A 17,924-nucleotide genomic window follows, 5' to 3' on the forward strand; every position below is an offset into this window, starting at 1 on the left:
GTCAGCCGCCGAGCTGGCGGGAGAGCTGCACCGCCTCCCGCTCCAGCGCCGCCGCCAAGGCCTCCCGCCGCACCTTGTCGCCGAAGCGCGTGGCGGTGCCGGAGAGGCAGAGCGCGCCGAGCAGCACCCCGCCCGTGCCACGCACCGGTGCGGCGATGGCGGCCAGTTCCGGATCCCGCTCGCCGATGCTCACCGAAAGCCCGGCGCCACGCAGCACATGCGCCGCCGCCCCGCGGTCGAGCGGCAGAAGGGAGCCGGGCAGCAAATGGTCACGCACGGGGTGGTGGCCCTCCTCGCGGAAAAGGCAAAGGCGGAACTCGCCCTCGCGGACATAAAAGCTCGCGCTCTCGCCAGTGTCCGCGGCCAGCCGGCGCAGCACGGCCGGCACCATCTCGCGCAACGGAGCCAGGCCATGCTCCGCCTGCAGGCCGAGGCCGATCAAGGCCGGACCAAGCCGCCAGCGCGCCTCCTGGCCCTGGCGCACCAGCATCCGTGCCCGCTCCAGCGAGGCGATCAGCCGCAGCAGCGTGCTCTTGTAGAACCCTGTCCGGCGCGCGAGCTCCGCCAGTGTCAGAACACTGTCGCCGGGTTGAAAGGCGAAGAGGATGGCCAGGGCCCGGTCCACAGCGCCAACGCCTTCGGCCGGCGCTTCCGGCTTGACCGCCATGAGCGGGAGTTCCATGCTGTTCCACAGAACACCATTCTGTCTAGCGGAACATTCCTGTGTCAACCAACGCCCTCCCCCTCGCCGGCCTCCGTGTGCTGGATTTTGGCCACACCGTGATGGGTCCCTCCTGCGGCGTGGTGCTGGCCGACCTGGGCGCCGAGGTCATCCGGGTTGAGCCGCCGCAGGGCGACCGCACGCGGCGGCTGGGCGGCTTCGGCACCGGCTTCTTCGCCACCTACAACCGCAACAAGGCCAGCCTGGCGCTGGACCTGAAAGACCCGCGCGGCAAGGCCGTCCTGGAGAAGCTGGTCGCCACCGCCGACGTGCTGGTGGAGAACTTCGCGCCCGACACCATGGAGCGGCTCGGCCTCGGCTGGGAGCAGTTGCGGGCAATCAACCCGCGACTCGTGTACTGCGCGCTGAAGGGCTACCTGCCCGGCCCCTATGAGAAGCTGCCGGCTTTGGACGAGGTGGTGCAGATGCAGGGCGGCCTGGCCTACATGACCGGCCTGCCCGGACGCCCGATGCGTGCCGGCACCTCGGTGGTGGACATCATGGGCGGCGTCTTCGGCGTGGTCGGCATCCTGGCGGCCCTGCGCCAGCGGGAGCAGACCGGAGAGGGCCAGAAGGTGCAGGCCTCGCTGTTCGAAAGCGTAGCCTTCATGGTCGGCCAGCACATGGCGGCCGGCGCCATCGCCGGCGAGCGCGTGCCGCCGATGACCGCCCGCCGCATCACCTGGGCGATCTACGACGTGTTCCAGGCGCAGGACGGGCAGGTCTTCGTCGGCGTCACCAGCGACCAGCACTGGCAGCGCCTCTGCCAGCATTTCGGCCTGGAGGAGCTCGGCGCCGACCTCTCCCTTGACAGCAACGGCCAGCGCGTCGCCGGGCGGGAGCGCATCATGCCCGTGCTGGAGAAGCTGATCGCCGGCTGGCCGGTCGGGGAGGTGCTGCGCCGCTGCCGCGCCGCCTTCATCCCCTGCGCCCCGGTGGCGCATCCCGAGGATCTCTTCGCCGACCCGCACCTGCTGGCCAGCGGCACCATGGGCGAGACGGCGCTGACCGACACCGTCCGCGCGCCGCTGCCGATGACGCCGCTGCACTTCGAGAACACCCCGCTGACCCTGCGCCGCCAGCCGCCGCATGTCGGCGAAGGCGGGGCCGAAGTGCTGGCCAGCCTCGGCCTCTCGCCGGAGGAGCAGGCGGCGCTGCGGCGGGACGGCATCCTGACCCTGCCGGACGCGGAGACCGAAGCATGAGCCTGCCCAACCGCATCGAGATCCGCGAGGAAGGCCCGCGCGAGGGCTTTCAGTTCGAGAAGGGCGAAATTCCGACTGCCCGAAAGCTCGAACTCATCCACGCGCTCGCCGAAACCGGGTTGAAGCGCATCCAGACCGTCTCCTTCGTGGACCCGCGCCGGGTGCCCGGCATGGCGGACGCCGAGGCCGTCTGCGCCGCGCTGAAGCCGCCGCCGGGCGTCGCCTTCGGCGCGCTCTGGCTCAACGCCAAAGGCTTCCTGCGCGCCCTGGTGGCGCCGAACCTGACCTTGGACGGAAGCGTCTCGGTCTCCGCCTCCGAGGTCTTCGGCAAACGCAACCAGAACCGCGACCGCGAGCAGGACCTCGCCGCCGCCGCGGCCCTGATGGCGCTGTATGCCGAGCATCGCATCCCCTTCGCCCGCGCCACCATCATGGCGGCCTTCGGCTGCAACTTTCAGGGCGAGGTGCCGGTCAGCGCGGTGCTGGACCGCATCGCGGCGATCCTTTCCCTTGCCGGCGGCGCCGGGCTGGAGCGGCCGGTGATCTCGCTGGCGGATACCATGGCCTGGGCGACGCCGCTCACCATCCAGCGGGTGGTCGGCGCGGTGCGGGACAAGTGGCCCGAGCTGGAGATCTCGCTGCACCTGCACGACACGCGCGGCATGGCCATGGTGAACGCCTGGGAAGGCCTGCGCATGGGTGTCGCCCGCTTCGACGCCGCCATCGCCGGCCTCGGCGGCTGCCCCTTCGCGAAGCACGAAGGCGCCGCGGGCAACCTCTGCACCGAGGATCTTGCCCTGCTCTGCGCCGAGTGCGGCGTCGGGACAGGCCTCGACCTCGACCGGCTGATCGCGGCGGGACGTCTGGCCGAGGCGGTGGTCGGCCATTCCCTGCCCGGGCGGGTGAAGCAAGGCGGACGGCTGACGGCGCGCGGCTGAAGCACCTCACCGGCAAAGGGGATTGTTGCGAGGGATTCTTAATCGCATATATGGCGCATGCTTCGCCGCCGCGCCGACCATCCGCCGCCCCTCAGCCTCGCCGAGATCCGCGCCGCCAGTCCGGCACAGCTCCAGGCCGCCTTCGCAGGCCCGCCCGAGGAGGCGGCGCGCTGGATCGCGGCCGCCGCCCGAGCGGGGCTGCTCCAGGCGCAGTTGCTGCAGGGCCAGATTCTGCTGGAGGGGCGCGGCGTGCGGATGGACCGTGCCGCCGCCCATGCGTGGTTCCGCACCGCCGCCCAGGCCGGCAGCCTGGAAGGCATCAACATGGTTGGGCGCTGCCACGAGCTGGGCTGGGGCGTGCCGGTGGACCTGCCCCAGGCCGCCGTCCTGTATCGCGAAGCCGCCGAAAAAGGGCTTGATTGGGCACAGTACAACCTCGCCGTCCTGCTGGCGCGTGGCAGTGGCGCGCCTGAGGATCGGGCCGAGGCGCTGCATTGGGTGCGCCGCGCGGCCGTGCAGGGCCACCCCAAGGCATTGACCCTGCTGGGGCGCTTCCTGGAGGAAGGCTGGGAAGGCCCGACCGACCGGCAGGCCGCCTTCGCCCTTTATGCCCGCGCCGCCGCGGCAGGGGATTTCCGCGCGCAGTTCAACCTGGGCACGCTGGTCCTCGCGGAAGGCGACGCCGAGGCGGCGCTGCGCTGGTTCCGCCAGGCGGCCGCCACCGGCTCGCCCGGCTTTCTCGGCAGCATGGCGGCGCGGCTGGCGGCCCGCCCCGAGCCGGCCCTCCGCGCCCTTGCCGCAGAGATCAGGGCGAGGCTGGTGCCGCTGCTCGACGCCGAAGCGGGCGCCGCACAAGCTCAGTGACGCGGCGGCGCAGCACCAGGGCCTGAGCCCTGCCTGTCTCCAAGGAGGCTGCTCAGCAGGCCGCCGATCCCGCCGCCGCCAATCTCCTCCTCGCGTTGCGGAACATCGCCCTTCGGTGTGGCGCGATCCACGAAATGGGGAAGCGTGTGGCTCAGCTCCTCCAGCAGGCGCTGGCGATCGGTGCCCGCCTGCCGTGCCGCCTCATCCAGCTCCTGCGGATCGAACTCCCGCTCCAACTCCTGGGGGGAGACGGGGCGGTTCTCGCCGTGCCCAACCCAGGAGTCGACCTGCGGGCCCATGCCCTGGTTCCGCAAACCATTGAGCATCCCAGCCAAGCCGCCGAGCAGGCCACCTCCGGCCGAGCCGGTCGCGCCTCCACCCAGAAGTCCACCGAGAAGCCCGCCCAGGCCACCCATACCCTCCGAGCCGGTACCCTCCGAGCCGGCGGGGGTGGCCTGGGCGGGCGCGGCACCGCCCTCCTGCCGCGCATGCTTCATCAACTGATGCACAAGCAGCGCGATCGCTGCCATCTTGACCCCGCCAGAGAGGCCACCGGTCAGGCCGCCGCCGCCGCGCCCGGAAAACAATCCGCTCATCGTTCGATTCTCCTCACACTTGGAGGACTTAACGCGCCATGGCCGGCGCTGTTGCCGTGGCGCGATGGGGCCGGCGGATCATCCCATGGCGGGCATGGCGCGGCCGCCGACCAGCCGCAGGATCCGCGTCGGCCGTTCCACGCCAAGCAGGCGATGCGTGATGAGGATGACGCTGCGCCCCTCGGTGGCGGATTCCAGCGTTTCCAGGAAGGTGCGCTCGGCCTGCGCGTCCAGGCCGGAAGCGGGCTCGTCCAGGATCAGCACGCGCGCCGGCGAGAGCAGCGCACGCGCCAGGGCGAGACGCCGTCCCTGGCCGCCGGAGAAACGGGCGCCACCCTCTCCGCACTGCGTCTGCAGGCCTTCCGGCAAGGCGCGCACCACATCGGCCACGCCGGCCCGCTCCAGCGCCTGCCAGAGCGCGGCATCATCCGCGTCCGGCGCGGCGATGCGCAGGTTGGCGGCGATGCTGTCGTCGAACAGGCGCGCATCCTGGGTCAGGCAGGCGATGCGGCTGCGCACCGCGTCGGCGGAAAGCTCCGCGATGTCCACGCCACCCAGGGTGATGCACCCGCCCTGCGGCGCCGCCAGCTTCAGCAGCAGCGCTGCGAGCGTGGACTTGCCGGCGCCGGAGGGGCCTAGCAGCGCCAGCCGGCCGCCTTCGGGAAGCTCAAAGCTGAGCCCTTCGAAGACGGGTGCGCGGTCCCCGGCCCAGGCGAAGCGCAGATCCTCGGCGCGAATGGCATGGCCAGTCGGCAGCGCCGCCGGCTGCGCCGGCTCGGTGACGGGCGGCGGCGTATCGGCAGCTTCAAAGAGACGGTGCGCGCCGGCCCCGGCCGCGGCCAAGGCAGTGCCGGCACGTGGCAGGCCGGAAAGCACCTCGCCCGCCGCGAGCGCAAGAAAAAGGCCCATCACCGCACCGGCGGCCGCGCCGGGGCCGCCGGCAAGGCCGTACCCCAGCGCACCGAGCAGCGCCGCCTGCGTCAGCAGTGTGCCGCTGGCGCCACTCCAGGCGGCGCGACGGGCCAGGGATGCCTGGGTGCGGGCAAGGTCCTGGCCGGCCGCGTCGAGGCGCGCCGCGGCGCGCCCCTCGGCGTTGGCCGCCAGCGTATCTTCCAGGCCCAGCAGCGGATCCACGGCGGCGGTGCGCAGCCGGCCCTGGGCTTCAGCCACCTCGGCCGCGGCACGGGCGGCACCGGGGGCGAGCAGCGGCGGCAGCAGCAGGGCGAGCGCGAGCGGCAGGGCGACCACGGCGGCGAGAGCCGGCCCGGCGAAGCCCAGCAGCACCGCCAGCGCCAGCACCACCGCCAGCGCGGCGGCCCCGGGCACCAGGGCGCGGAGATAGAGCCCGTCCAGCGCCTCGACGTCGGAAACAAGGCGCCCCAGCAGGTCGCCCGCGCGGCGCATGCCCAGGCCGGAGGGCAGCCGTTCCGCGAGGCGGCGGAAGAACCAGATGCGAGTATCGGCCAGGGCACGGAAGGTGGCGGCGTGCGTCACCAGCCGCTCCAGGTAGCGGGCGGCGGGCCGCACCAGGATCAACGGCCGCAACAGCAGCAGCGACCCGACCGCGACGCCGGTCAGCGCGCCGTGGCGCAGCCCCTCGGAAACGCCGCGCCCGGCCAGCGCCAGCAGCGCCACGCCGGCCAACGCCGCCAGCATGGCGATCAGGGCGCCGGCCAGCAGCCAGCCCCGGCGCGCCCGCCAAAGGCCGAGCACGCGCAGGAGGTCATGCAGCATCGCGATCATTCGCCGGCCATCCGGGAGGTGACGGCGCGCCCCTGTTCCAGTTCCAGCACGCGGTTGAAACGGGCGCGCAGCGCCGGGGAATGGGTGGCGATGATCGCCGTGCGGCCGGCGCAGAGGCGTCGCAGGCTATCCAGCACCTGCACCTCCGTGCCGGGATCGAGATGCACCGTCGGCTCGTCGAGGAGCACCAGCGGCGCGTTGCGCAGGAAGGCGCGGGCAATGGCCACGCGTTGCGCCTGCCCGCCGGAAAGGCCGAAGCCGCCCTCCCCCACCAGCGTGTCGAGCCCCTGCGGCAAGGCGGCGGCGAAGTCCGCCACCTGGGCGGCGCGCGCGGCGGCCTCCACCTCGGGCGCAGTGGCTTCGGGGCGGGCGAGGCGGATGTTCTCGCGGATGGTGTCGCGGAACAGATGCGCCTTCTGCCCGACATAGGCGGTCAGGCGGCGCAGCTCCTCCGGGCGCAGCGTGGTGGCGTCGCGCCCGTTCAGGGCGAGGCGTCCGGCATCGGGCCGCTGGAAGCCCATCAGCAGCCGCAGCACCGAGGACTTGCCGGAGCCGGAAGGCCCCGCCAGCACCAGCGCCTCGCCGGGCGTGACGCGAAAGGAAAGGTCGGCCAGCGCAGGGCCGCGCGCCGGGTCGTAGGTCAGGCTGACATGCTCGAAGGTGACGACCACGCTGGGCGGGATCTCGGCCAGTTGCAGCCCGGTCTCGCCCGCTGCCGGTTCCTGCAGCAGCGGCGCCAGCGCGGCGGCGGCGCCCTGCGCCGCCATCCGCTCGTGATAGGCGGCGGAGAAGGCCCGCAGCGGCGCAAAGAAGCCCGGCACCATCAGCAGGCAGAACAACGCCGCCTGTGGATCGGGATGGCCGCCCACCAGCATGTTGCCGTGGCGCCAGGCGAGGCAGCCCAGCACGGCGGCGGCGATCACCTCCAGCGTCAGGCCGGAAAGGAAGGCGACGCGCAGCACCTTCATGGTGCGGCGGCGCAGCTCGTCGGCGGCGGCGCCAAGCGCCTGCGCCTCCGCCTCCTGGCGGCGGAACAGCACAAGCTGGGGCAGGCCCCGCATGCGGTCGAGAAAGCGGCCGGAGAGGTGTTGCAGCGCGTCGAACTGCCGCCGGCTGGCCAGCGCCGCGCCGATGCCGGTCAGCGCCATGCCGACCGGCACCAGCGCCCCGGCGACGAAGAGGATGAGGCCGCTCAGCGGATCCTCGAAGGCCACCACGATGGCGATCAGCAGCGGCCCCGCGGCGGCGAGGGCGGCGGCGGGCAGCCAGCGGGCGAAATAGCCATCCAGCGCCTCGACCCGGTCCACCACCAGGGCCGCGCGCTCGCCCGCCGGCCGGTGATCGGCCGGGCCGGCAGCCAGCAGGCGGGCGAAGGCGCGGCGGCGCAGGCCGGCTCGCGCGGCCGCGCCGGCAGCGGCCTGGGCGCGCTCCTGCGCGATGCCGAGCGCGATGGCCAGCAACGCCAGCGCCGCGGCGGCGGCGAAGTCCGGCCAGCCGGACTGCCCGTAGCCGAGCAGGGTGGCGAGCAGGTGCGACATGAACCACGCCTGGGCAAGACCGCAGGCGATCGAAGCAAGGCCGAGCAGGATCGGGCGCGACAGTCGCGCGCGGCCCTCTCGGGCCGTGGCAGACAGCAGGGAACGCGCCCGGACCGCCTCAGCCGGCAGGGGCTTGGACATGGACATCTTCTAGCCGGTTTCATGCCGTACGAAAACCGCAGAGCGACGATGGCCTATGCTGCGCCTGCTGCCCAACCAGAGGAGTGGAGGGACCCTTCATGCTGCCCAGACATGGCCGCTACGACTATCATCCCTGGCCCGACCGCCCTCCCTACTCCTGGCGCGGGGGAGCCAAGCTCGCGGTCTACCTGGGCATCAACCTGGAACACTTCGCCTTTGGCGAGGGGCTGGGCGCCGAACTGGCACCGGGAGGCCCGCAGCCCGACGTGCTGAACTACGCCTGGCGCGACTACGGCAACCGGGTCGGCGCCTGGCGGCTGATCGAGGTGCTGGAGGCGCTCCGCCTGCCGGCCACGGTGCTGCTGAACAGCGCCATGTACGACTACGCGCCGAGCCTGGTGGCGGCGCACCGCGCCCGCGGCGACGAGATCGCCGCTCATGGCCGCACCAACAGCGAGCGGCAGAGCACGATGGACGAGGCCACCGAGCGGGCCATGATCGCCGAGGTCACGGCGGCGATCGCCAATGCCGAGGGCCTGCGGCCGAGCGGCTGGCTGTCGCCCTGGATCGCCGAAAGCCACCACACCCCGGACCTGCTTGCGGAGGCGGGCTACCGCTATACCCTCAACTGGTGCGCCGACGACCAGCCCATCTGGATGCGCACGCGCGCCGGGCGGCTGCTGGCCGTGCCCTACCCGCAGGAAGTCAACGACGTCCCCGCGATCGCGGTGCGCAGGGACGGCGCCGAGCAGTTCGCCGCCATGATCGTGGCGGACTTCGAGGAGCGCCTGCGGCAGATCCAGGACGGCCGGCCCCAGGTGATGGGCATCGCGCTGCACCCCTATCTGGTGGGCCAGCCCTACCGGCTGCGGGCGCTGCGTGGCGCGCTGGAACATATCGCCGCGCGGCAGGACCTCGCCTGGTTCGCCACCGCCGGGCAGATCGCCGAGCACGTGGCAAGCATGCCGGAGGGGATGATGAGCTGAGGCGCGGGCGCCTCAGAAGTCCAGGTCGGGATAGTGGGGCGGCGGGTTGACGCCGCTCACGCGGTCCGCCAGCAGCGGGCGGAAGGCCGGGCGGGACTTCACCCGCGCGTACCAGTCCTTGGCGGCGTCGTTCAGCCCCCAGTCGATGTCGCCGATGTAATCCAGGGCGGAGAGGTGCGCCGCCGCCGCCAGGTCGGCCAGCGAGAGGGTGTTGCCGGCGAGCCAGATGCGCGTCTCGGCCAGCCAGCCGAGATAGTCGAGATGCGGCTTCAGGTTCGCGTAGCCGGCGCGCAGCGCCCCGGCATCCGGGTTGCCGCGCCCCATCAGCCGCTTCATCTGCTTCTCATGGAGCAGGTTGTCCGTCACCTCGCGGGCGAACTTGCCATCGAACCAGGCAACGAGGCGACGCACCTCGGCCCGCTCGCCCAGCGTGCGGCCGAGCAGCGGCACGTCGGGGTAGGCCTCGTCGAGATACTCGCAGATGGCATAGCTGTCGGCCAGGACGAGGCCGTTCTCCTCCACCAGCACAGGCACGGTGCAGGCCGCGTTCAGCTCCAGGAACTCGTCCCGCCGCTCCCATACCCGCTCGATCCGCAGCTCGAAGGGGATGCGCTTCTCGCTCAGGACCAGGCGCACCTTGCGCGAATAGGGGGACAACGGCAGATGGTACAGGATTCGCATGCGCAGAGAGCCAGGCCGTGACAAGGGGGCCGCTTATGGCATGGCGAGCGCGGAGCGGAAAGGCGACCGCATCAGGAACGCGCAAATTGTGACGGCATGGCCCGCCCCCGCGGAGCGCGCCATGCCTCATCCGGCGGTCACTCCGCCGCGACGGCCACCGCCTCCATCGGCTGCGGCAGGTATTTGGCGAATTCCTTCGGCACCACGTGCCAGAAGCGCTCCCGCTCCGAGGCCCAGTCGTTGAGCAGCCGCGCGGCGAGCCGCGAGCCGGTCTCGGCGACATGGCGCGCGATCAGGCGCTGCAGGAACTCCTCCCAGTGCGGCAAGGCGATGCGGCGCCAGAGCAGCGTGTCCGGGTTCAGCCGCTGCTCGAAGGTGCCGTCCGCGTCGTAGATGAAGGCCTGGCCGCCGGTGAAGCCGGCGCCGAAATTGTCCCCCACCGGGCCGAGGATCGCCACCGCGCCGCCGGTCATGTACTCGCAGCCGTTGGCGCCGCAGCCCTCCACCACCGCAGTGGCGCCGGAGTTGCGCACCGCGAAGCGCTCGCCGGCCTGGCCCGCGGCGAAGAGCTCGCCCGCCGTCGCGCCGTAGAGCACGGTGTTGCCGATGATGGCGTTCTCGTTCCACACCAGCGAGGAGGAGGGCGCCGGGCGCAGCACGATAGTGCCGCCCGAGAGGCCCTTGCCGACATAGTCGTTCGCGTCGCCCAGCACCTCGAGCTTCAGGCCGCGCACCGCGAAGGCACCGAGCGACTGGCCCGCCGAGCCGCGCAGCCGTACCGTCAGGTGGCCCGGTTGCAGCCCGCTCATGCCGAACCTGCGGACGATCTTGCTGCTGATCTTGGTGCCGATGGCGCGGTGCGTGTTGCGGATGTTGTAGGCGAGCTGCATCTTCTCGCCCCGCTCGAACAGCGCGCCGGCGTCGCGGATCATGTCGGCATCCAGCGTCTCCGGCACCTCGTTGCGGCCCTCCAGCGTGGAGAAGCGCGGATAGGGGCCGGTATCGGCCTGCACCAGCAGCGGGTTCAGGTCGAGGTCGTCCAGGTCCTCGGCGCCGCGGCTGACCTGCTTCAGCAGGTCGGTGCGGCCGATCACCTCCTCGATGCGGCGGAAGCCGAGGTTGGCGAGGATCTCGCGCACCTCCTCCGCCACGAAGGAGAAGAGGTTGATGACCTTCTCCGGCGAGCCCTCGAACTTCCTGCGAAGCTCCTCGTCCTGCGTGCAGACGCCGACGGGGCAGGTGTTGCTGTGGCACTGGCGCACCATGATGCAGCCCATGGCCACCAGCGAGGCGGTGCCGATGCCGAACTCCTCGGCGCCCAGCATGGCGGCGATGACCACGTCGCGCCCGGTCTTGAGCCCGCCATCGGTGCGCAGCTTGATGCGGTGGCGCAGCCGGTTGAGCATCAGCACCTGATGCGTCTCGGAGAGGCCCATCTCCCAGGGCAGGCCGGCATACTTGATCGAGGAGACCGGCGAGGCGCCGGTGCCACCCGAATGGCCGGAGACCAGGATGGCATCCGCCTTCGCCTTGGCGACGCCGGCGGCGATGGTGCCGATGCCCGAGCGGCTGACCAGCTTCACGCAGACCGTTGCGTCAGGGTTGATCTGCTTCAGGTCGTAGATGAGCTGCGCCAGGTCCTCGATCGAGTAGATGTCGTGGTGCGGCGGCGGCGAGATCAGCGTCACGCCCGGTGTCGCGTGGCGCAGCCTGGCGATGATGCCGCTGACCTTGAAGCCGGGAAGCTGCCCGCCCTCGCCGGGCTTGGCGCCCTGCGCGACCTTGATCTCGATCTCCTTGCAGTTGTTCAGGTACTCGGCGGTGACGCCGAAGCGGCCGGAGGCGATCTGCTTGATGGCGGAGTTCGGGTTGTCGCCGTTGGCGCGCGGCTTGGCGCGCTCCGGATCCTCGCCGCCCTCGCCGCTGTCGGAGCGGGCGCCGATGCGGTTCATGGCGATGGAGAGCGTCTCATGCGCCTCGGGGGACAGGGCGCCAAGCGAGATGCCGGGCGCCACGAGGCGCTTGCGGATCTCGGTGATGCTCTCGACCTCCTCGATGGCGACAGGCGCGCGGCCTTCCGCGCGGAAGTCCAGCAGGTCGCGCAGCGCCACCGGCGGCAGGCGCCGCACGGCATCCGAGTAGCGCTTGAAGGTCTGGTAGCTGTCGGTCTCCACCGCGTTCTGCAGCAGGTGGATCAGGCTGCCGTCGAAGGCATGCGCCTCGCCGCGGCGGCGCAGCTTGTAGAGCCCGCCGACCGGCAGCACCGCCGCCTGCCCCGCCGCCGTCCAGGCCTTGCCGTGCAGCGCCAGCACCCGCCGCGCGATGCCGGAGAGCCCGATGCCGGAGATGCGCGACTGCATGCCGGGGAAGAACTCGGCCACCAGCGCGCGCGAGAGGCCGATGGCCTCGAAGTTCATGCCGCCGCGATAGGAGGAGAGCACCGAGATGCCCATCTTGGACATGATCTTCAGCAGGCCCTTGTCCACCGCCTTGCGGTAGCGTGCGATGCAGTCATGCAGCGTCAGGCTGCCGAACAGGCCGCGCCGATGCCGGTCAGCGATGGTTTCCTGCGCCAGATAGGCGTTCACCGTGGTGGCACCGGCGCCGATCAGCACGGCGAAGTAGTGCACGTCCACGCATTCGGCCGCGCGCACGTTCAGGCTGGTGAAGGTGCGCAGCGAGTGCTTGACGAGATGCGTGTGCACCGCGCCGACCGCCAGGATCATCGGGATGGCGGCGCGCTCGGGGTTCTGGTTCTCGTCCGTGAGGATGACATGGGCGCAGCCGGAGCGGACGCCCTCCTCCGCCTCGCGCCGGATGCGCTCCAGCGCGCGCCGCAGCCCGGCCTCCCCGTTGGCGACGACGAAGGTGCAGTCCACCACCGCGACGGTGTCGCCCATGTACTCGCGCATCGCCGTGAACTCGGCATTGGTGAGCACGGGGCTGTCCAGCATCAGCATGTCGCACTGGGTCGGGTCCTCGTCGAGGATGTTCCCGAGATTTCCGAGGCGCGTCTTGATCGTCATCACCCGCGTCTCGCGCAGGCTGTCGATCGGCGGGTTGGTGACCTGGCTGAAGGTCTGCCGGAAGAAGTGGTGCAGCCCGCGGTACTCGTTCGACAGCACGGCGATCGGCGTGTCGTCGCCCATGCTGCCGATGGCCTCGGCGGCGTCCTCGGCCATCGGGTGCAGGATGGTCTCGAGGTCCTCCATGGTGAAGCCCATGGCGAGCTGGCGGCGGCGCAGCGCGTCGCCCGTGAGCGCCGGCGTCTCGTCCACCTCCTGGCGCAGGATGCCGTCGATCCGGGTGGTGCGGTTCACCCAGTCGCCGAAGGCGTGCCGCGCCGCAAGCATGTCCTTCAGCTCGCCATCGGCGTAGAAGCGTGCCGCGTCGAGATCCACCGCGATGCACTGGCCGGGACCGACACGGCCCTTGGCCACGATGTCGCTCTCGGCCAGCTTCACCATGCCGGTCTCGGAGCCGACGATCAGCAGCTTGTTCGTGGTGACGGTGTAGCGGATCGGGCGAAGGCCGTTCCGGTCCAGCCCCGCGATGGTCCAGCGGCCGTCAGTGGCGCAGAGGGCGGCCGGACCGTCCCACGGCTCCATCACGGCGTTGCAGTACATGAACAGGTCGCGATGCGGCTGCGGCATGGTGGCGTTGCTGCCGATGCTCTCCGGGATCAGCATCGCCTTGGCCATCGGCGCGTCGCGCCCGCCGCGCACCAGCAGCTCGAAGACGTTGTCGAGCGTCGCGGTGTCGGAGCCGCCGGCCTGGATGACGGGCTTGATGTCGTCCATGAACGGGTCGAGCAACTCGTGGGCAAGCCGCGTCTCGTGCGACTTCATCCAGTTGATGTTGCCGTTGACGGTGTTGATCTCGCCGTTGTGGGCAAGCATCCGGAAGGGCTGCGCCAGGCGCCAGGTGGGGAAGGTGTTGGTCGAGTAGCGCTGGTGGTAGATGGCGAAGCGGCTGACGAAGCGCTCATCCAGCAGGTCCGGGTAGAAGTCCGTCAGGTTCTCCGCCAGGAACATGCCCTTGTAGATGATCGAGCGGCTGGAGAGGCTGCACAGGTACAGCTCCGGCACCTGCGCGGCGAGGGCCTGCTTCTCGATGCGCCGGCGGATGACGTACATGTCCCGCTCGACCAGGGCGGTCTCGCGCTGCTCCGGGTCCCAGATCAGGATCTGCTCGATCTCCGGACGGGTCGCGTTGGCTTTCTCGCCGATGCAGGCGACGTCGATCGGCACCTGCCGCCAGCCATAGATGTTGTAGCCGGCGTTCAGGATCTCGGTCTCGACGATCTGGCGGCAGCGCTCCTGCGCCGAGAGGTCGGTCTTGGGCAGGAAAACCTGGCCCACCGCGATGCGGCCCGGGCGCAGCCGGTCGCCGCCGCGCTCCACCACCTCGGCGAAGAAGTCCTGCGGGATCTCGATATGGATTCCGGCGCCATCGCCGGTCTTGCCATCGGCGTCCACCGCGCCGCGGTGCCAGACCGCCTTCAGCGCGTCGATGCCGGCCTGCACCACGTCCCGGCGCGGCTTTCCGTCCAGCGTGGCGACCAGGCCGACGCCGCAGGCATCGTGCTCCGTCAGGTCGAGCTGCGCGGCATCCGCCAGCGCGGCGGCGTTGCGCTGGTAGGCTTCGGCGAAATCCTGGCCGTTCTCGAGGATGTCCATCGCGCTCACTCCGCGGCGAGGGCCGGCGAGGAAGCCTTCGCCAGCACGTAGGATTCGATCTGGTCGGCAGCGTCGCGGCCGTCACGGATACCCCAGACGACCAGCGAGGCGCCGCGCACGATGTCGCCGGCGGCGAAGACGCCGTCGAGTTTGGTCATCATGCTGCGGCGGTCGATGCTCAGCGTGCCCCAGCGGCTGACCGTCAGGCCGGGCTCGTTGAACATCGTCGGCAGGTCCTCGGGGTCGAAGCCCAGCGCCTTGATGACCAGGTCGGCCGGCTCGCTGAAGGCGCTGCCCGGGATCGGCTCGACCTGCTGCCGGCCGGTGGCGTCGGGCAGGCCGAGATGCATCTTCACCGCGCGCACGCCGCTCACCTTGCCCTCGCCCTCGAAGCCTTCGGGCGCGGAGAGCCAGGCGAAACGCACGCCCTCCTCCTCGGCATTCGACACCTCACGCATCGAACCCGGCATGTTGGCCTTGTCGCGGCGGTAGAGGCAGGTGACGCCCGTGGCGCCCTGGCGGATGGCGGTGCGCACGCAGTCCATGGCCGTGTCGCCACCGCCGATCACCACGACGCGCTTGCCGGCGGCGTTCAGCGTGCCATCCTCGTAGGCCGGCACGGCGTCCCCCAGGTTCTGCCGGTTGGAGGCGGTGAGGTAGTCGAGCGCGGGCACGATGCCGGCCAGGTTCGCGCCGGGACCGCCGAGGTCGCGCGCCTTGTAGACGCCGGTCGCGATCAGCACCGCATCATGCTTCGCCCGCAGTTCCTCCAGCGAGATGTCGCGGCCGACCTGGCAATTCAGCACGAACTCGATGCCGCCGGCGGCGAACTGCTCGGCGCGGCGGAGCACCACCTCCTTCTCCAGCTTGAAGTTGGGAATGCCATAGATCATCAGCCCGCCGACGCGGTCGTAGCGGTCATAGACGGTGACCTTCCAGCCGCGCCCGCGCAGCCGCTCGGCCGCCGCGAGACCCGCCGGCCCGGCGCCGATGATGCCAACGGAATGCGCCACCTCCCGCGCCGGCGCGGGCGGCTTGACCCAACCCTTCTCCCAGGCGGTGTCGGTGATGTACTTCTCGACCGCACCGATGGTGACGCTTTCGAAGCCCTTCTCGATGACGCAGTTGCCCTCGCAGAGCCGGTCCTGCGGGCAGACGCGGCCGCAGATCTCGGGGAAGGTGTTGGTGGCGGAGGCAACCTCGTAGGCTTCCTCCAGCCGGCCTTCCGCGGTCAGCTTCAGCCAGTCCGGAATGTTGTTGTTGAGCGGGCAGTGGATCGAGCAGAAGGGCACGCCGCACTGCGAGCAGCGGCTCGACTGCTCCGAAGCGCGCTCGGCGCTGAAGCGCTGGTAGATCTCGCCGAAGTCCGTCCGGCGGGCGGCTGCGGCGCGTTTGTCGGGTTGGTGCTGCGACAGGCGCACGAATTGCAGCATGCGATCGGCCATCGGCGGACGTCCTTCGGGCAGGAAGGTCAGGCGGAGGCCGGAGAGGCAGGCAGGCAACAGGGCGGCCGCGCAGGCCCTTCCTCTCCGGTAAGCGCAGGAGTGCCACACCTGCCGGAGAGGCGCGAGTCCAAATTCACAGTTTAGGTCAGCAATGCTGCCATTTAAACGCCGATGCAGCCAATCCTCTGGATCTACTCAGGCAGGTATTGCCGCATGAAGGTCCGGTTCGGACTTTTACGCGGCGGTGCGGTTCCTGCTTCCACCGCCGCGCCGGAAGCGCGCCAGGTAAGTCGGCACGACCCCTTCCATCGCCTTGGGTGTCAGCCCCAGCGCGGCGAAGCCTTGCGCCTCCGGCGACACCACGTTGTCGCGCCGGAGTTGCGCCAGCTGGTCGCGCGTCAGCGGCGCGCCCGGCAGGTGCTCGCCGATCGCGGCCTGCAGGCGCACCAGCCCGTCCGGCATCTCCACCAGGCGCTTCTGGCGCCCGGTCACCTCCAGCACGTAGCCCATGAGCTCGCGGAAGGTGACCACGCGCGGGCCGCCAAGCTCATAGGTATGCCCCGTGGTGCCGCTCCGCTGCGCCGCGGCAACGATCGCCTCCGCCACATCGCCGACATAGACCGGCTGGAACCGCGTCGCGCCGCAGATCACCGGCATGAAGGGCAGCCACTGCGCCATCGCCGCGAAGCGGTTGAGGAACTGGTCCTCTGGGCCAAAGATGATCGAGGGGCGTAGGATCGTCGCCCCTGGAAAGGCCACGCGCAGCGCCGTCTCCCCTGCCGCCTTGCTGCGTGCATAGGCGCTGGGGCTGGAGGGATCGGCGCCAATGGCCGAGACGTGCACCAGCCGCTCCACCCCGCCCGCAGCCGCGCCGCGGCCGATGCGGCCAGGCAGTTCGCCTTGCAGGCGCTGGAAGTCGCCGGAACGTTTCTCCGCCAGGATGCCGATCAGGTTCACCACCAGGGAGGCATCGGCCACCGCGGCGGCCACGTCCGCATCCGAGCCGAGCCGGGCGAAATGCGGCTCGACCTGTCCGACCCGACCCTGCGTGGCCAGCGGCCGCACGGAGTCCGGGTTCCGTGTGACCACCCGGACGTCGTAGTCGAGCCGCGCCAGACGCGGCACCAGATGCCGCCCGATAAAGCCGGTCCCGCCAAAGACCGTCGCCAGACGCCGTGTAGCCATGTCCAACCCCTGCTGAGTTGCGTTCTCCGAGATATGGGGTGCTTCCCAACTCGCCAAGCGTTCAGGGGCGCCGCTTCGGTCGGGCTTTGACCCTCCTTCGCCCCCTCTCTATATGCAGGGTATCCGGGGCGGTTCGAGCGATCCGCCCGACCCGACTGGTAAGGTTTCCGATGCCACTGCCGCTGATGCCGAAGGCCACCGCCGTGTGGCTGATCGAGAAGACATCCCTGAGCTTCGAGCAGATCGCCGATTTTGTGGGCATGCATCCGCTTGAAGTGCAGGCGATCGCCGACGGCGAGGTCGCGCAGGGGATCGTCGGCTACGACCCCGTGCAGAACGGCCAGCTGACGCGCGAGGAGATTGCCCGCTGCGAGGGCAGCCCGGATGCGCGCCTGCGCCTGCTGGAAAGCGCCACGCCGGCGCCCAGGAGCCGCGGGCGCGGCGCGCGCTACACCCCGATTTCCAAGCGCAACGACCGGCCGGACGCGATCGCCTTCCTGCTGCGCAATTATCCGCAGCTTACCGAGGCGCAGATCGGCAAGCTCCTGGGCACCACCAAGGACACTATCGCCAAGGTGCGCGACCGCACGCACTGGAACAGCGCCAACATCAAGCCGCGCGACCCGGTGATCCTCGGCCTGTGCAGCCAGTCCGACCTCAATGCGGCCGTTACGGCCGCCGGCGGCAACCCGGCCGCGCCGGCCGGCCTGGGCGAGGACGAGGACCAGGAAGCCGTCTGAGCAATCCTGCCGGGCGGCCGGTTCGCCGCCCGAGGCTTGCGGGAGGGGCCGCGGCCCCCTTCCCACCCTACATCCGCCGCCGACCCGGCGCCGCGGCTGCCGCCTTAGCGGCTGGAGGCAGATCCTCCTCAAGGATCGTCAGGTGCACCGCATAGGACACCTCTCCCTCGTCCGTGTCGCGGTGCACGGTGCCGATCACCTCATCTTCCACCGCCAGCTCAACCGAGAGGCCGGGCCGCGCCGGGCGGACGAGGCGGATTCGCTCGGTTCCGAAAAGGCGGCGCAGATAGGTCTGCACGCGTGCAATATCAGAGGCATCCATACGGCGCCGAAGCTCCTTCCTTGTGAATCATGCGGGAAGCCTTGGCAGCCCGGCTTCCTGGCGCAGAAACGCACTCCGCCGCCTTCTGCGCGCTCCGGTGCCCATGCGCAAATGCTTTTCACACATCCGTGACAGCTTGG

Annotated in this window: 14 protein-coding genes; 5 read left to right on the top strand and 9 right to left on the bottom strand. The window is 70.9% G+C overall.

Annotated features, from left to right (window positions below):
* Position 1: 1 nt before the first annotated feature.
* Positions 2-682 carry an IclR family transcriptional regulator gene (locus E0493_RS01645; RefSeq protein WP_160935159.1) on the bottom strand — a complete coding sequence of 227 codons (681 nt, stop codon included), beginning with the start codon at positions 680-682 and terminating at the stop codon, positions 2-4.
* A gap of 41 nt (positions 683-723) precedes the next feature.
* On the opposite strand from E0493_RS01645, the gene E0493_RS01650 reads away from it, so the two are divergent.
* Genes E0493_RS01650 through E0493_RS01660 form a run of 3 tightly spaced genes read left to right on the top strand, consistent with a single transcriptional unit; the run spans position 724 to position 3,728 of the window.
* Entirely contained in the window at positions 724-1,926 is a 1,203-nt protein-coding gene (locus tag E0493_RS01650) for a CaiB/BaiF CoA transferase family protein (RefSeq protein ID WP_367614436.1), read from the top strand.
* Complete coding sequence (locus E0493_RS01655; RefSeq protein WP_160935160.1) at positions 1,923-2,864, top strand: hydroxymethylglutaryl-CoA lyase; 942 nt, start codon at positions 1,923-1,925, stop codon at positions 2,862-2,864. Before E0493_RS01650 ends, E0493_RS01655 begins: the two co-directional genes overlap by 4 nt.
* Positions 2,865-2,921: 57 nt before the next feature.
* Positions 2,922-3,728 carry a tetratricopeptide repeat protein gene (locus tag E0493_RS01660; RefSeq protein WP_160935161.1) on the top strand — a complete coding sequence of 269 codons (807 nt, stop codon included), beginning with the start codon at positions 2,922-2,924 and terminating at the stop codon, positions 3,726-3,728.
* On the opposite strand, the gene E0493_RS01665 is transcribed toward E0493_RS01660, so the two are convergent.
* From E0493_RS01665 to cydD, 3 genes are all read right to left on the bottom strand, one after another.
* The gene (locus E0493_RS01665) at positions 3,722-4,324 is read right to left on the bottom strand and encodes a YidB family protein (protein ID WP_160935162.1); all 603 of its coding nucleotides are present in this window, start codon (positions 4,322-4,324) and stop codon (positions 3,722-3,724) included. The two genes, E0493_RS01660 and E0493_RS01665, sit on opposite strands and share 7 nt — an antisense overlap.
* Before the next feature lie 78 nt (positions 4,325-4,402).
* A complete protein-coding gene (gene cydC / locus E0493_RS01670) occupies positions 4,403-6,067 on the bottom strand; it encodes a thiol reductant ABC exporter subunit CydC (RefSeq protein ID WP_160935163.1) in 1,665 nt (554 codons plus the stop codon).
* Positions 6,064-7,746, bottom strand: coding sequence for a thiol reductant ABC exporter subunit CydD (gene cydD / locus E0493_RS01675; RefSeq protein ID WP_160935164.1), 1,683 nt, complete (start codon positions 7,744-7,746; stop codon positions 6,064-6,066). The genes cydC and cydD overlap by 4 nt, the downstream gene beginning before the upstream one ends.
* A gap of 98 nt (positions 7,747-7,844) precedes the next feature.
* Between cydD and E0493_RS01680 the strand changes: the two genes are divergently transcribed.
* Positions 7,845-8,732: a polysaccharide deacetylase family protein gene (locus E0493_RS01680; protein WP_160935165.1), complete on the top strand. Its 888-nt coding sequence runs from the start codon at positions 7,845-7,847 to the stop codon at positions 8,730-8,732.
* A 12-nt stretch (positions 8,733-8,744) separates the two neighbouring features.
* On the opposite strand, the gene fzlA is transcribed toward E0493_RS01680, so the two are convergent.
* The 4 genes from fzlA to E0493_RS01700 all read right to left on the bottom strand — a co-directional run bounded on the left by fzlA (position 8,745) and on the right by E0493_RS01700 (position 16,722).
* Positions 8,745-9,413 (bottom strand): FtsZ-binding protein FzlA, encoded by a 669-nt coding sequence (gene fzlA, locus E0493_RS01685; RefSeq protein ID WP_160935166.1) that lies wholly within the window; start codon positions 9,411-9,413, stop codon positions 8,745-8,747.
* A 137-nt stretch (positions 9,414-9,550) separates the two neighbouring features.
* Positions 9,551-14,092, bottom strand: coding sequence for a glutamate synthase large subunit (gltB, locus tag E0493_RS01690; RefSeq protein WP_160935167.1), 4,542 nt, complete (start codon positions 14,090-14,092; stop codon positions 9,551-9,553).
* A 5-nt stretch (positions 14,093-14,097) separates the two neighbouring features.
* Positions 14,098-15,537: an NAD(P)-dependent oxidoreductase gene (locus E0493_RS01695; protein WP_160935168.1), complete on the bottom strand. Its 1,440-nt coding sequence runs from the start codon at positions 15,535-15,537 to the stop codon at positions 14,098-14,100.
* Positions 15,538-15,771: 234 nt separating this feature from the next.
* Positions 15,772-16,722, bottom strand: coding sequence for a complex I NDUFA9 subunit family protein (locus E0493_RS01700; protein ID WP_160935169.1), 951 nt, complete (start codon positions 16,720-16,722; stop codon positions 15,772-15,774).
* 170 nt (positions 16,723-16,892) lie between these two features.
* Between E0493_RS01700 and E0493_RS01705 the strand changes: the two genes are divergently transcribed.
* Entirely contained in the window at positions 16,893-17,462 is a 570-nt protein-coding gene (locus tag E0493_RS01705; protein ID WP_160935170.1) for a DUF1013 domain-containing protein, read from the top strand.
* 67 nt (positions 17,463-17,529) lie between these two features.
* Here E0493_RS01705 and E0493_RS01710 read toward each other — a convergent pair whose 3' ends face one another.
* On the bottom strand, positions 17,530-17,784 hold the full coding sequence (locus E0493_RS01710) for a DUF3126 family protein (RefSeq protein WP_160935171.1): 255 nt from the start codon (positions 17,782-17,784) through the stop codon (positions 17,530-17,532).
* Between the last annotated feature and the right edge of the window lie 140 nt (positions 17,785-17,924).

This window comes from Teichococcus coralli (assembly GCF_009829925.1).
Taxonomy (GTDB): domain Bacteria; phylum Pseudomonadota; class Alphaproteobacteria; order Acetobacterales; family Acetobacteraceae; genus Pseudoroseomonas; species Pseudoroseomonas coralli.

What these genes read in the sequence shown, in the direction of transcription:
- E0493_RS01645 (WP_160935159.1), bottom strand. Translation starts at nt 682, where the DNA reads ATGGAACTCCCGCTCATGGCGGTCAAGCCGGAAGCGCCGGCCGAAGGC.
- E0493_RS01655 (WP_160935160.1), top strand. Translation starts at nt 1,923, where the DNA reads ATGAGCCTGCCCAACCGCATCGAGATCCGCGAGGAAGGCCCGCGCGAG.
- E0493_RS01660 (WP_160935161.1), top strand. Translation starts at nt 2,922, where the DNA reads ATGCTTCGCCGCCGCGCCGACCATCCGCCGCCCCTCAGCCTCGCCGAG.
- E0493_RS01665 (WP_160935162.1), bottom strand. Translation starts at nt 4,324, where the DNA reads ATGAGCGGATTGTTTTCCGGGCGCGGCGGCGGCGGCCTGACCGGTGGC.
- cydC (WP_160935163.1), bottom strand. Translation starts at nt 6,067, where the DNA reads ATGATCGCGATGCTGCATGACCTCCTGCGCGTGCTCGGCCTTTGGCGG.
- cydD (WP_160935164.1), bottom strand. Translation starts at nt 7,746, where the DNA reads ATGTCCAAGCCCCTGCCGGCTGAGGCGGTCCGGGCGCGTTCCCTGCTG.
- E0493_RS01680 (WP_160935165.1), top strand. Translation starts at nt 7,845, where the DNA reads ATGCTGCCCAGACATGGCCGCTACGACTATCATCCCTGGCCCGACCGC.
- fzlA (WP_160935166.1), bottom strand. Translation starts at nt 9,413, where the DNA reads ATGCGAATCCTGTACCATCTGCCGTTGTCCCCCTATTCGCGCAAGGTG.
- gltB (WP_160935167.1), bottom strand. Translation starts at nt 14,092, where the DNA reads ATGGACATCCTCGAGAACGGCCAGGATTTCGCCGAAGCCTACCAGCGC.
- E0493_RS01695 (WP_160935168.1), bottom strand. Translation starts at nt 15,537, where the DNA reads ATGGCCGATCGCATGCTGCAATTCGTGCGCCTGTCGCAGCACCAACCC.
- E0493_RS01700 (WP_160935169.1), bottom strand. Translation starts at nt 16,722, where the DNA reads ATGGCTACACGGCGTCTGGCGACGGTCTTTGGCGGGACCGGCTTTATC.
- E0493_RS01705 (WP_160935170.1), top strand. Translation starts at nt 16,893, where the DNA reads ATGCCACTGCCGCTGATGCCGAAGGCCACCGCCGTGTGGCTGATCGAG.
- E0493_RS01710 (WP_160935171.1), bottom strand. Translation starts at nt 17,784, where the DNA reads ATGGATGCCTCTGATATTGCACGCGTGCAGACCTATCTGCGCCGCCTT.